The following is a 12,402-nucleotide window of genomic DNA, read 5'->3' as shown; positions in this document are numbered from 1 at the left end:
ATGGTCACCAAAACGATCTCGCCAAGCCGCGGCCCAGCGAAGACAAGCGGCCGCGACCGCGCCGAGCGCAAGCTCGCGTTCCGCATGACCGCGCCGTCGCTGGTCATCATGGCGCTGGTTGCGGCGGTCCCCATCGGCTACGCAATCTGGCTCTCGCTGAACCAGTACAGCGTCCGCACCGCAGGCCTGTCCCGCTTCGTGGGCCTGGAAAACTACATCAACGCCCTGGCAAGCCAAGAGTGGTGGGCTGCGTTCGGCCAAACCTTCCTCTTCGCAGGCCTCTCGGTCAGCCTGGAACTCGTCCTCGGTACGGCCATGGCGCTCCTGCTCAACCTCGCGTTCAAGGGCCGCGCCGTCCTGCGCACCGTGGTTCTGCTGCCGTACGCGATCATCACCGTGGTCAGCGCCATCACCTGGCAAACGATGTTCCAGCCCAACATGGGCCTGGTCACCAACGTCCTTTCCACGCTGGGGCTGCCGGGCGGCGACGTCGTGTGGCTCGGTGAACACGGCTACGCGATGGCCGTGATCGTCATGGCCGACGTCTGGAAGACCACCCCGTTCGCGGCGCTCATCATCCTGGCCGGCCTGCAGGTCATCTCCGCCGAAACGTACGAGGCCGCGGAACTCGACGGCGCCAGCAAATGGCAGACCTTCGTCAACATCACCCTGCCGCTCCTGCGCCCGGCAATCGTCCTCGCCGCGATCTTCCGCACCATGGATGCCCTCCGCGTCTTCGACCTGCCGTTCGTCCTCACCCGCGGCGCCAACGGTACCGAATCCATGTCCATGCTCGCCTACACCCAGTTGCGCGAAAACCGGCTGGTGGGCGAAGGCTCGGCGCTTTCCATCCTGACCTTCCTCACCGTCATGGTGGTCTCGGTCATCTACGTCCGCTTCGCCGGCGGCAACATCCGCGACGTCGCGAAGGAGGAACAATGAGCACGCTGACTGCAGAACGCCCGACGGCGGAACTCGCCACGCGCCCCAAGGCGCCAAAGCGTCGGTTGCGTGGGGAATCGAAACTGCATCCCCTGGTCTGGGTGTTCGTGGTGGCTGTCATGGCTTTCTCGCTCATCCCGTTCTACTGGCTGGTCAACACCTCGCTCAAGAAGGGCGCGAGCCTGTCCCAAGGCGAGCTCTTCCCGAGCCAACCGACCCTCGAGAACTATCTGGTGGTCTTCCATAACCCCGAGTTCCTCCTGGCTTTGCGCAATTCGGTGATTATCGCCGTCGTGACTACAACCGTGGCGCTGGTGTTCGCGTCCTTCGCCGCGTATGCGCTGGCCCGGCTGAAGATGCGCCGCAAGGCGATGATCCTGACGCTGATCCTCTCGGTCACCACGTTCCCGGCCATCGCCATCGCGGCCCCAATGTTCTCCATCTGGCGCGAGATCGGGTTGTATGACACTCTGCTGGGCCTCATCATTCCGAAGCTGACGTTCGCGTTGCCGCTGGCGATCTACACGCTGACGTCCTTCTTCAAGGAGATCCCGCGTGAGCTGGAGGAATCCGCGTACATGGATGGCGCCACGCCGTTTGTGGCCTTCCGGAAGGTGATCCTGCCGCTCGCGGTCCCCGGCCTGGCGACGACGGCGATCCTGGTATTCATCTCGGTCTGGAATGAATTCCTCCTGGCCGTCACGCTGACCACCTCGCCCGAAGCCCGGCCGGTACCTGTCGCGATTGCGTTCTTCAGCGGCACCAGCGAGTTCGACCAACCCCTCGGCACCATCAGCGCCGCCTCGGTGATCATCACCGTCCCACTCGTGATCCTGGTGCTCGTGTGCCAGAAGCGCATCGTTTCCGGCATGACGGCCGGAGCGGTCAAGGGCTAGGCCCCGTCACGAAGTCCCCAAACCCCTCACAGACTCTAAGAAACCCCAGAAAGAACAGGAACAACGTGAGCATTCAGCAGCAGGCCCCGTCCGCAACCCTCAAAGTAGGAGTTGTGGGCATCGGTTGGGCCGGCCAGCAGCACCTCAAGGCGTACAGCAACATCGACGGCGTCGAAATTGTCGCCGTCGCGGGCATGGAAGCCGACCTCCTTGCCCAGCTGAAGGAGGAGTACAGCATTCCCCACGCGTTCGCCCGGTGGGAGGACATGATCGAGCTCGAAGGCCTCGACGCCGTCAGCGTCGCCGTGCCGACGTTCCTGCACGCACCGATCGCCATTGCGTCGCTCGAGCGCGGACTGCATGTGCTGAGCGAAAAGCCGTTGGCGCGTAACGCCGTCGAAGGTCAACAGATGGTGGACGCCGCCCGCAAGGCCGGCCGCGTGCTGGACGTCGCGTTCAACCACCGCCGCCGCGGCGACATCCAGGCGCTCAAGGAAGTGATCGACGCCGGGACGCTGGGTCGCCCGTACTACGCCAAGGCATCCTGGCTGCGCAGGCAGGGCATTCCGATGCTGGGCAGCTGGTTCACCAACCCGGAACTCGCCGGCGGCGGACCGCTTGCTGACATCGGCGTGCACGTCCTGGACTACTCGCTGCACCTCCTCGGCGAGCCCAAGGTGCTGGCCGTTTCCGCGTCGACCCACTCCGAACTTGGCCCGCGCGGCCTCGGCGGCAACGCCCGCTACACAGCTTCGAACTCGAGTCATAAGTTTGAAGTGGAAGACTTCGCTTCGGCGTTCATCCGGCTGGAAGGGGGCGGTACTTTGATCTTGGAAGCGGGCTGGGCCACCTACCGCGACGAGCGGGACCTGATGGACTTCACCGTTTACGGGACCGACGGCGGCGCGGACTTGCGCTCGGTCGGCGCCTCCGAGAACCCGGTGGCGGACGTTCATGTCTTCACCGAGAAGGACGGCGAAAACGCCGACTTCGAGGTGGTGGCCGAGCCCGGACGGGCCCACCAGGCCGTCGTCGACGACTTCATCGCCGCTGTGCGCGGCGGCGAGACTGTGTGGGGAAGCCATGACGGGTCCCTTGCCTTGAGCCGCGCCCTGGTGCTCGACGCTTGCTACAAATCCGCCCTTGAACAACGTGAAGTGGTGCTCTGAAATGTCTGATTCGAAATTGAAGATTGTCGTCTGGAACGAGGCCGTCCACGAGGCCCGCAACGAGCCCGCCACGATCGGCGAGATGTACCCCGAAGGGATCCATGGCGCCATCGCCGCCGGGCTCCGCGGCTTCTACCCGGACTCCGAAATCTCGACGGCGACACTCGCCGATCCCGAGCACGGACTTTCTGAAGAGGTGCTGGAGCAGACCGACGTGCTGCTGTGGTGGGGGCACATTGCGCATGGGGAGGTTGCTAATGAGGTAGTGGAGCGCGTGCAGCGCCACGTGCTCGGCGGCATGGGCTTGGTGGTGCTGCACTCGGGGCATTTCGCTAAGATCTTTACCCGGTTGCTGGGGACCACCTGCTCGCTGAAGTGGCGCAACGAGGGCGAACGTGAGCTCGTGTGGACGGTCAAGCCGTCTCACCCCATCGCGGCAGGTATCGAGAGCCCGATCGTGATTCCGCAGCAGGAAATGTACGGCGAACTGTTCGACATCCCAGAGCCCGATGACCTCATCTTCATCAGCTCCTTTGAAGGTGGCGAGGTGTTCCGCTCCGGCGTGACCTTCTCCCGTGGCAAGGGCCGGATCTTCTACTTCAGCCCCGGCGACCAGGAATACCCGGTGTACCACCAGCCGCAGATCCAGAAGGTGATCGCCAACGGTGTCGGCTGGGTTGCGCAGCCTGGCGTGTTCCGGGAGACGCCGGAGGTCTCCAATCCAGCGCGGGGGTGGTTCGAGGAAGCGTAGGACGCGAGGGCTTCCATTCATCTCGCTGGCTGCCGTCGAAGAGCCAGCAAGGAACAGGAGCATCGTGACGGCGGTTCCGTCTTTCGATGGACGTGCCCAGACCCCGGGGGATCGAGCGTCGGTATAACTATTCCGTCCCGGGGCCGGACGGTGTTTCTGGTAGTTGAGGGTCTTCCCGCTCTTGTATGAGACCCGCGGCGCTGCGTCTGCGGTCCTCCTTCACCGATGCGTTGAGGCGTTTCAGGCCTCGGACGCCTCGTACTATAACGATGAATAATGCGGTAACGAAGAGGAACGCCATGAGTGCCATGGCCCAGTAGGTACTCGGGTCGTAGGCACTGGGTCGGAATATGAGGAGGACAAGGAACGCCAACAGCATAAGAGCATAGGCAGTGAATGAGCCGGCAAATTGGGCGAAAGCGATATCCTCCGTGGCTCGGCTGGACCGGCTTTCTCTCATGCGAACACTTTTCCTATCCCTCGACTCCGAGCCAGTTTGGGCGCCCTGAAACCCATAATCCGACATCAATCAGTGGACATACAGGACTTTGCCCTGGTGCACCGGTCAGAACTTGATATCTGTAGGAATCCTTTGGAGCCAGGAGTGTTCCTAAGATCGAAATCGCTGGCCGCTTCCGTCGAGGAACGCCCTGCTCCACACTGGTTGTAACCGGCTCCTCTGGCAGCCGGAAATGCTTGGGGCGGGCCGAAACGAGGAAGACGATGCGGAAAGCGCGTGTAGCGGCCGTGCTGACGTGGATCTACGCTGCAGCATTCGGGATCCCGGCTATTCCAGTCGGCATCTACCTCCTAAAGAACGGGTACCTGCCGATGTTCATGGACCTGTTCCCGATGTACGCGGGTCCATGGGACGGCCTGCAAAGCTGGACCTTCGTGGCGCTGCTCATTGCTTTCCTTGGTGTAGTGCTGGTTGCGTCGTGGGCGGCTTGGCTGGCGTGGAGGGGGCGCAAGTCCGGGCTGGTTCTTGGGCTAGTCCTCCTGCCTGTGGAAGCAGTGTTCTGGATAGGCTTCGACCTGCCATTCCCTTGGTTGTTCGGCGTGGCCCGCGGCCTGTTGTACGCGCTCGCTTTAATGTCACTGCGACGACGTTCGGAGGGGCGGCTGGCTGGCGGCTAGTCGAGACTCGACCCGTCCGTCAGCACGAAGGGCTGATACGGACGCCGCGTCGTCAATCCCTGTGATCCGATAACCCAGCTGGTTGGCTAGGCGTTATGGAACAACGCTTTGTGCGCTACCAATCGAGTACACCTGATGCAAAAGGGCGACACCTTGGGATCTTCGCCCTGGCGAACCGATTGGCGAAGGAGGGCAGCCTCAGCACCGAAGATTGGGGCCGTTGGCGCAGTACCAACGAATTTTACGACGCGGCTTACGTAACGCCTGAGGCGTCGATCTACGCAGCCCCGGGCGCACAGGCTTGGTTCAAAGTGTCGGCCACTCACTTGTTGGAGAAAACGGATTTCTACATCGATCTTCTGCGCCGGCATGACGTCCCCTGCCGCGTGTTCTACTCAACCGATCCCGGCACCGTCATTTATGAAGACGACGTTCAAGTCGTCGTCGTCCCGTACGAAGTGGACAGCGAATCAAAAGGTCGTGATTCCGGGGAAGAGGAGCGAAAACCATGAAGCGGTATAGGGCGCCTACACCGCAGTCTTGCGGGCGGGTCTGACGGGAATTGCCAGTAGCTGGAACGGCGGGCTTGTTAGGGCGTGCAGCTGGATCTCTCATAGCGAGCGGTGGGGACCGGCTTGCGGGCGGTGCTCCGCTTGGTCCATGGCTGCGGATAGCGTATAGGCCTCCAGCTCAGTTCTGCCCTGCACGACTGCCGGTAGGCTGCACACAATGAGTAGCACACCAGAAGTGCCCCGGGAATCTTCCAACTACAGGCCCGGCGAGCCTCTCCGATCGTGGACTAGCGGCGAGCCGATCGCTCCGGTTGACGCAGAATTGATCATTCTTGCGTCAGAGTCACTTGCTTCCCTTCGCCGGCTCATCGACGGGGATAACCTTTCGGACGAAGACCTGATTGCATTCGGGAGGCTTAATTCCGATTGTGTATTGCGGTGGTACGAACCGATAGTGAGCCTCGTCCGGGAGCCCCAAATCGATCCTGAAGTGATCACACTTTTGAAGGCGTCGGTGCCTGGACTCGACTCCTAGAATCCTCGTCCCAGCGCAGCCCGGGATGTCCCGTTACTCGTCGAAGCGAGCGACGCTTGAGCATTTCGCATGCTCGGCCGAGTACCCGGTAGGGATCGGTTAACGGGCGCGTTCCGAGGGGAGACATTCGGTCGACAAAGGAGAGTCCAAAATAGTGCTCCGTGGGGTTTTTCGCGTACAACCGACGAACCTAAAGGGATCCTTCGACGAGGCGAAGAGGCAATTCCGCAAGGCTTTGGATGGTTCCCTCCCGCATCGAGCCTTCGCGGTTGAGATGTAAGGCTTGTAGCCCCGCGTTCCGGGCTCCTTCGACATCGACTCGGTAGTTGTCTCCGATATAAAGGGTCGCCGCCGGCGACACATTCATGCTTCTGCAGGGCTGTAAGAACGCCTCTTGTGCCGGTTTGGCGTGGTTTATGTGTTCGGAGCTGAATACCCGGTCGAGGAGGGGTTCGAGCCCGATTCTGTTGACCTTGGACGTTTGCTGGTCGTGGTTCCCGTTGGTGATGATGCCCACCGGCATGCCGATGGCCCGGAGGTTCTTCAATGCCGGCGCCGCGTCTGGAAAGGCCATCCAGGCGTCCTCGTAGTTCTCGAGGTATTTGTTGAATAGCTCATCGATTCGGGCGCTCGTTTGGGGAACTGAAAGCCCGGCTAACGGGAGGAACTGGCGGAGTCGCTCACGGCGCTGTTCCTGGAATGTGAGTTCGTTCGCGAGGAACCGGTTGTAAATGACTTCCTCGATTTGAAACCAGCAACGTGTAAGTTCGTTGGAACCCTCCGTTCCAAGATGTTGAAGAAAAGCATCCACACCGGCACGGGCGGATGACGGATGATCGAACAGAGTGTTGTCTAGATCGAACAGGACGGCTCGAATTTGCACCCGCCAAGCGTAGCCCGCTGTTCCTCATATTGCCGACGGACCTGTTCTGCCGCGCGATGGCCGGCACCAAGGGCCCCCAGTCATCACGTCCAGCCGGAGCGGCGGTGGCAGCCGGATACGGTGTTGCCGACCAGATCGCCGCGGCGTAGTCGAGCAACTCAATCGAAGTCCTGTCGGTCATTCACTGCTGCCCCACTAGTGAAGAAGAACGTAGAAAACAATCACCAGCGCGGGAAAGAGAGACTGACCGATGGCGCTGACCAGAAGGCGCTTCTCTGTGACCCAGAGCCAGAAACCAAGGAAGACGTGGCACGAGCAGCAGAAGATGATTATCGCCGACCCGCTGGCGGGACTGCTTGAGAAGTTCACCAGCCACAGGCCCACTGCGATGCCCAGGCCGAAGGTGATGTTGTAGGCGCCAACATTCATCGCCCACATCCGCACTGCGCGCACGTCTTCCGGCCTAATGAGGAAGATCCGGTGGAACCGTTGATCGCCATGGAAGAAGATCTCCAGGATGCCAACGCTTATCAGCGCCAGGCTGGTGGATCCGGCGAGTATCTGGCTCAGCACATTCATGCCGCGCTCCTAGGCCGATCTTGCAATCTCCGCTTCTTGCGTGCAGGTTACGCTTCAGGCGCCAAGACCTTCAAGGGGTTCTGCAAACGCTCTCAATCAACCGTGCCCACCCGCTTCCAGCCCGGCCCCAACTGCCGCAGCGAACGCATTCTTGCGTGCAGGTTACGCTTCAGGCGCCAAGACCTTCAAGGGGTTCTGCAAACGCTCTCAATCAACCGTGCCCACCCGCTTCCAGCCCGGCCCCAACTGCCGCAGCGAACGCATCCGTCTCCGCTGACCGTCGACTCTTCAGCCACAGCGCCGAGGTCCGCCATGCCAACGGATCACCAACCAAAGGACGCCACACTATCCCCGAAGGAAGAGGCGTCCACGGCTCCTCGTTGAAGTGCACCCCGCGGCCGGCCAGGATCAGCCCGTGCGTGAAGTGCTGATTCCGCGCATGAACAATAGCCGCAGGAAGATAGCCAAAATCCCGGCACGTGTGCAGAAACGAGTCGTACAGAGTGGGCGCCATGTGCCGCGGGAAGATGATCAACGGGCTCCCGGCAAGATCGCCAAGCCGCACAGACTCAAGCGCGGCCAGCGGGTGCGAAGCATTGAGCACCACACCTAGAGCCCGCGAATACAAAGCACCCGACTCGAAACCCACGCTGCTCAAAGGGTGACGCACCACGGCAACGTCCAGTTCGCCGTCGCGCAGTCGCTCAACCTGCTCAACGGTGGTGAGCTCGTGCAGGTTCAACAGAACATCAGGCGCAGACGCAGCAAACGTAGAAACCATCGTGGACAGGGCAACCGGGTTCGTGTCAGGCGGCACGGCCACCTGCAGGATTCCCGAAGCGCCAGGCCGGATCCGACGCATCGACTCCTGCGCCATAGCCACGTGATCCAGCACCCCACGCGCGTGCTCCAACAGCAAGGCTCCTGCTTCGGAGAGCTCCACACCGGTGCGTCGGCGGTGGAACAGCAGCACTCCGAGCTCCTTCTCCAGATCCTTGATCCGCTGCGAAAGTGGCGGCTGGGCCATATGCAGACGCTGCGCAGCACGGCCGAAATGAAGCTCTTCGGAGAGCACCACAAAGTACTTGAGATGGTGGAGGTCCATCGCCGCACCATATCAGTTTGATATCAAGGCGAGTAGATGTTGATGTTAGACGGGTCACATTCGCCGATGGTCAGATGGGAATCAAGAAGCCCCAACGAACCAAAGGAAACTCCCTAATGTCCCAGGATGTCCTCTTCGAACAGACCGGCCCCACCGCCATCATCACCCTCAACCGCCCGGACAAGCTCAACGCCTGGACCGAGGCCATGCGCAACGAACTCATCGACTATCTGGAAAGCCTCAAAGGCAACGACGAGGTCCGCACAGTCATCCTCACCGGCAGCGGCCGTGCTTTCTGCGCGGGGCAGGACCTCGCCGAGACCGCATCCATGAACCCCGAGGACCACGGGTCCGCCGAGGCCTGGATCGACGGCTTCGACCGCCTCTACCGCGCCGTGCGCAACCTCGACCAGATCACCATCGCCGCGGTCAACGGCGTCGCCGCCGGCTCCGGTTTCCAGTACTCGCTCCTCGCGGACCTGCGCGTCGGCGACTCCAAAGTCCGCATGGGCCAGCCCGAAGTCCTCTCCGGCATCCCCAGCATCACCGGCATCTGGGCCATGTGGAGCATCCTCGGCAAGTCCAAGACCTCCCAATTCGTCCTCACCGGCGAGCTGGTGGATGCTGCCGAGGCTCAGCGGCTCGGCCTCCTTAACTACTTGGCGGACGACGGCGGCGTGCTGGCTTACGCGAAGGACCTCGCCGCCCGCTTGAGCCTGCTTCCTCCGGGCGCGGTCCGCTTGACCAAGAACCGCCTGCGCAGCCTGGAAGACGACGACCTCAGCGACGCGATGGCAGAAGCCAAGCGTGTTCACCGCGAGGCATACGGCACCGGCGAACCGCAGCGCGAGATGGCCCGCTTCCTCGCCGGCCGCCGCTGAAGGGACGGGACACCAAAGTGAAAACAGCCACCCAAGACCGCTACATCGAACTACGGAACAGCCACCGCTGGGAGATTCCGGAGCTCTACAACATGGCCGTCGACGTCGCCGACCACCACCCAAGGGACAAGCGGGCACTCATCCTGGAGTCCGCCGTCGAAGGTCAACGAGAGGTGAGCTGGGGCGAAATCCAGGACCGTTCCCGCCAGATCGCGAGCACGCTGCAAAAGGCCGGCATCAAGAAAGGTGACCGCGTCGCCGTCTTGTTGCCCCAGCGCTCCGACACCCCGGCCGCGTACCTCGGTGTGCTGCGGACCGGTGCCATCCTGGTCACCATGTCCCTGCTCTGGGCCGCGGAGCCCATCCGCTTCCGGCTGGAAGACAGCGGCGCGTCGGTGATCATCGCCGAGGAGTCAGCGAAACACCTGTTCCAGGACTACGAGGGCACCTTCATCGACATCGACAGCCCGGCCATCAAAGAGGAACCCACAGAGTTCCAGGACGTCGAAACCGCAGCCGACGACCCCGCACTCATCTTCTACACCTCGGGAACTACCGGCCGCGCGAAGGGAATCGTGCACGCACACCGGACCCTGTTGGGCCACAACGAGTTCGAATACTGCCACCAGATCGGCGACGGCGACGTGTTTTACGGCGCGGGGGACTGGGCGTGGTCGCTCGCCAAGCTCATGGGCCCGCTGCGACTCGGTGCCACGCATTTGGTCTTCCGGCCCAGCGGCGGCTTCAACCCCGCAGCCCTCCTGGACAGCATGAGCCGCCACCGCGTCACCAGTGCCCTCGTCAATCCGACGTTCCTGCGCAAGATGCGCGAAGAGGTGCCCGACGCCGGTACTCGTTTCCCGCTGTCCCTGCGGACGGTTTGCTCGTCCAACGAGCCGCTGACGCCGGACCTGATCACCTGGTTCGAGTCGCAGTACGGGGTGACGCTGCTGGACTATTACGGTTCCACCGAGTCCTACCCGCTGCTGGGCAACTACCCCGATGTGCCAGTGAAGCCGGGGTCCATGGGCCGTCCACTTCCTGGATGGGACGTCCGGTTGCTGGACGAAAACGAGCAGGAAGTCCCGGTCGGCGAGACCGGCGAGATCTGCCTCCGTGCGCGCTCCAACCCGCAATTTCCCTTGGGATACTGGAACATGCCGGAGGCGTCCGCCACTGCATTCGGGGGCGGTTGGTACCACACCAAGGACCAGGCCTACACGGACGATGACGGCTATTTCTGGTTCCTGGGGAGGACCGACGACGTCATCAAAACGTCCGGATACCGCGTTGGACCCTATGAGCTGGAGGCAGTCATTCGCGAGCTCGATCCCGTCAGGGACGTGTCTGTGACAGGTGTGCCTGACGAGCTACGCGGCCAGTCCATCAAGGCATGGATCGAACTAATGCCCGGTCACGCTGGGGGAGCGGAACTGAGAGAAACCATCGTGGCGCATGTGAAGGAGAACTTCTCCCGCTTCGCCTACCCACGATTCATTGAATACGTCACCGCGCTCCCGAAGTCTGCCACCGGCAAAGTCCAGCGCGCCCAGCTCCGCGAACTCCCACACGTTGTAGCCTCTCCCCGCCCCGAAGGACAACAATCATGAATACGATGACCCAGAAAGTCGCTGACACCGAGTCCTCCCCCCGGCGCAGCCTGAAGCGCGTCGCCGCAGCGGCCGCCGTCGGAAATTTCGTCGAATGGTTCGACTCCGCGGCCTATGCGGTCATGTCCGTCACCATCGCGAAGCTCTTCTTCCCTGATTACTCCACGACGGCGTCACTTCTGGCCGTGTGGGCGATCTTCGCCGGCGGCTTCATCGCCAGGCCGCTGGGGGCGGCTTTCTTTGGACGCTACGGCGACCGGATTGGCCGTAACAAGATGCTCGGCCTGTGTGTGCTGATCATGAGTGCGGCGACGTTCTGCATCGGTATCCTGCCGACGTTCGCGGTGATCGGCGTGTGGGCTCCGATCCTGCTGTTCCTGTTCCGTGCGGTGCAGGGCTTCACAACGGGCGGCGAATACACGGGTTCCTCGGCCTTCATTGTTGAGTACGCCCCGGAAGGAAAGCGGGCAACGTACGCCAGCATCATCCCGGCCACCGTTGGGCTGGCCTCGGTTGCCGGCGCGTTGCTGGGTGCCGCCATTACTGCCACCTTGAGCACGGAAGACCTTCAAGCCTGGGGCTGGCGGATTCCGTTCCTGCTCGCGGCACCTCTTGGTTTGATTGGCCTGTATATCCGGTCCAAGGTGGACGACACTCCCGTGTTCCGCGGTTTGGAAAAGACTGGCGAAGTGGCAAAGCGGCCCCTGGGTGATGCCATCCGAATGTGCTCCCGCCAGATCTTCACGCTCTTCGGATACAGCATCACCAACGCCATCGCTTACTACCTGATGAGCAGCTACATGATCGCGTACATGACCTCAAGCCTTGGCTACTCCTCTGCCGAATCGATGATCACCAGCGTGATCACCATGCTGGTGTACACGGCAGTTTGTCCTCTGGCTGCGCGTGGGAGCGACCGCTTTGGTCGTAAGAAGATGCTGCTGGTGGCGTGCGTTGGCTTCGTGGTGATGACCATCCCCGCGTTCTCCATCATGCCGCTGGGTCTCGGCTTCGCGATCCTTGGAACGAGCGTCCTGGGTGCGTTGGTAGCCGTGATCGGAACCTCCAACGTTCCGGCGCTGGTGGAGATGTTCCCTTCCTCGGTCCGGGCCTCCGGCTCAGCTATTGGCTACACCCTGGCCTACGTGCTGTTCGGTGGAACTGCGCCCTTCGTGGCCACCGGCCTGGTGGCCGGCTTCGGAACCCCGCTGGCTCCGGCCTTCTACCTGATGGGCATGGCACTGGCATCCGGCGTGGTGGTGGTCTTGTTCTTCCGCGAGACGAAGGACCTGTCGCTGACTCGGACCACGGTTCTGTAGAGGCGTTCAGCTTGAAACTGGGTTGGGCTGGGCGCTCGTCAGCGCCCAGCCCAACCTCTTTTATTCCCGCTGAATATTGGCGT

12 protein-coding genes are annotated in these 12,402 nt (G+C 62.1%); 9 read left to right on the top strand and 3 right to left on the bottom strand.

All coding sequences use genetic code 11. The annotated features are described in order from the left end of the window. The 6 genes from AYX22_RS18810 (at position 1) to AYX22_RS18785 (ending at position 5,407) form a co-directional block, all read left to right on the top strand. Positions 1-942 carry a sugar ABC transporter permease gene (locus tag AYX22_RS18810; RefSeq protein WP_207594934.1) on the top strand — a complete coding sequence of 314 codons (942 nt, stop codon included), beginning with the start codon at positions 1-3 and terminating at the stop codon, positions 940-942. Then, positions 939-1,838 (top strand): carbohydrate ABC transporter permease, encoded by a 900-nt coding sequence (locus tag AYX22_RS18805; RefSeq protein ID WP_207594932.1) that lies wholly within the window; start codon positions 939-941, stop codon positions 1,836-1,838. Before AYX22_RS18810 ends, AYX22_RS18805 begins: the two co-directional genes overlap by 4 nt. A gap of 65 nt (positions 1,839-1,903) precedes the next feature. Then, the gene (locus tag AYX22_RS18800; protein ID WP_039242955.1) at positions 1,904-3,007 is read left to right on the top strand and encodes a Gfo/Idh/MocA family oxidoreductase; all 1,104 of its coding nucleotides are present in this window, start codon (positions 1,904-1,906) and stop codon (positions 3,005-3,007) included. A 1-nt stretch (position 3,008) separates the two neighbouring features. Beyond that, positions 3,009-3,758: a ThuA domain-containing protein gene (locus AYX22_RS18795; protein WP_207594930.1), complete on the top strand. Its 750-nt coding sequence runs from the start codon at positions 3,009-3,011 to the stop codon at positions 3,756-3,758. 723 nt (positions 3,759-4,481) lie between these two features. Next, a complete protein-coding gene (locus AYX22_RS18790; RefSeq protein ID WP_207594928.1) occupies positions 4,482-4,895 on the top strand; it encodes a hypothetical protein in 414 nt (137 codons plus the stop codon). A gap of 95 nt (positions 4,896-4,990) precedes the next feature. Beyond that, positions 4,991-5,407, top strand: a complete 417-nt coding sequence (locus AYX22_RS18785) for a hypothetical protein (protein ID WP_242703405.1) — start codon at positions 4,991-4,993, stop codon at positions 5,405-5,407. Between the two features lie 725 nt (positions 5,408-6,132). Here the strand turns inward: AYX22_RS18785 and AYX22_RS18780 are convergent. The 3 genes from AYX22_RS18780 to AYX22_RS18770 form a co-directional block, all read right to left on the bottom strand. Further along, complete coding sequence (locus AYX22_RS18780) at positions 6,133-6,825, bottom strand: HAD family hydrolase (RefSeq protein ID WP_207594926.1); 693 nt, start codon at positions 6,823-6,825, stop codon at positions 6,133-6,135. A gap of 195 nt (positions 6,826-7,020) precedes the next feature. Continuing rightward, positions 7,021-7,404 carry a DUF1304 family protein gene (locus AYX22_RS18775; protein WP_207594924.1) on the bottom strand — a complete coding sequence of 128 codons (384 nt, stop codon included), beginning with the start codon at positions 7,402-7,404 and terminating at the stop codon, positions 7,021-7,023. 211 nt (positions 7,405-7,615) lie between these two features. Next, positions 7,616-8,509 (bottom strand): LysR substrate-binding domain-containing protein, encoded by an 894-nt coding sequence (locus tag AYX22_RS18770; protein WP_207594922.1) that lies wholly within the window; start codon positions 8,507-8,509, stop codon positions 7,616-7,618. A gap of 116 nt (positions 8,510-8,625) precedes the next feature. On the opposite strand from AYX22_RS18770, the gene AYX22_RS18765 reads away from it, so the two are divergent. The 3 genes from AYX22_RS18765 to AYX22_RS18755 are packed head-to-tail and all read left to right on the top strand — an operon-like array spanning position 8,626 to position 12,319. Continuing rightward, complete coding sequence (locus AYX22_RS18765) at positions 8,626-9,390, top strand: enoyl-CoA hydratase/isomerase family protein (RefSeq protein WP_207594920.1); 765 nt, start codon at positions 8,626-8,628, stop codon at positions 9,388-9,390. A 17-nt stretch (positions 9,391-9,407) separates the two neighbouring features. Next, positions 9,408-11,000 carry an AMP-binding protein gene (locus tag AYX22_RS18760; RefSeq protein WP_207594918.1) on the top strand — a complete coding sequence of 531 codons (1,593 nt, stop codon included), beginning with the start codon at positions 9,408-9,410 and terminating at the stop codon, positions 10,998-11,000. Then, positions 10,997-12,319, top strand: a complete 1,323-nt coding sequence (locus AYX22_RS18755) for an MFS transporter (protein ID WP_207594916.1) — start codon at positions 10,997-10,999, stop codon at positions 12,317-12,319. The genes AYX22_RS18760 and AYX22_RS18755 overlap by 4 nt, the downstream gene beginning before the upstream one ends. Positions 12,320-12,402: the final 83 nt, after the last annotated feature.

The organism is Arthrobacter sp. D5-1, assembly GCF_017357425.1.
Taxonomy (GTDB): Bacteria; Actinomycetota; Actinomycetes; order Actinomycetales; family Micrococcaceae; genus Arthrobacter.
The sequence above is the reverse complement of the archived record's forward strand: the minus strand, read 5'-3'. Positions and strand labels throughout refer to the sequence as shown.

Coding starts and splice junctions, on each gene's coding strand:
- AYX22_RS18765 (WP_207594920.1), top strand. CDS start 8,626: ATGTCCCAGGATGTCCTCTTCGAACAGACCGGCCCCACCGCCATCATC.
- AYX22_RS18805 (WP_207594932.1), top strand. CDS start 939: ATGAGCACGCTGACTGCAGAACGCCCGACGGCGGAACTCGCCACGCGC.
- AYX22_RS18785 (WP_242703405.1), top strand. CDS start 4,991: ATGGAACAACGCTTTGTGCGCTACCAATCGAGTACACCTGATGCAAAA.
- AYX22_RS18810 (WP_207594934.1), top strand. CDS start 1: ATGGTCACCAAAACGATCTCGCCAAGCCGCGGCCCAGCGAAGACAAGC.
- AYX22_RS18770 (WP_207594922.1), bottom strand. CDS start 8,509: ATGGACCTCCACCATCTCAAGTACTTTGTGGTGCTCTCCGAAGAGCTT.
- AYX22_RS18755 (WP_207594916.1), top strand. CDS start 10,997: ATGAATACGATGACCCAGAAAGTCGCTGACACCGAGTCCTCCCCCCGG.
- AYX22_RS18790 (WP_207594928.1), top strand. CDS start 4,482: ATGCGGAAAGCGCGTGTAGCGGCCGTGCTGACGTGGATCTACGCTGCA.
- AYX22_RS18775 (WP_207594924.1), bottom strand. CDS start 7,404: ATGAATGTGCTGAGCCAGATACTCGCCGGATCCACCAGCCTGGCGCTG.
- AYX22_RS18795 (WP_207594930.1), top strand. CDS start 3,009: ATGTCTGATTCGAAATTGAAGATTGTCGTCTGGAACGAGGCCGTCCAC.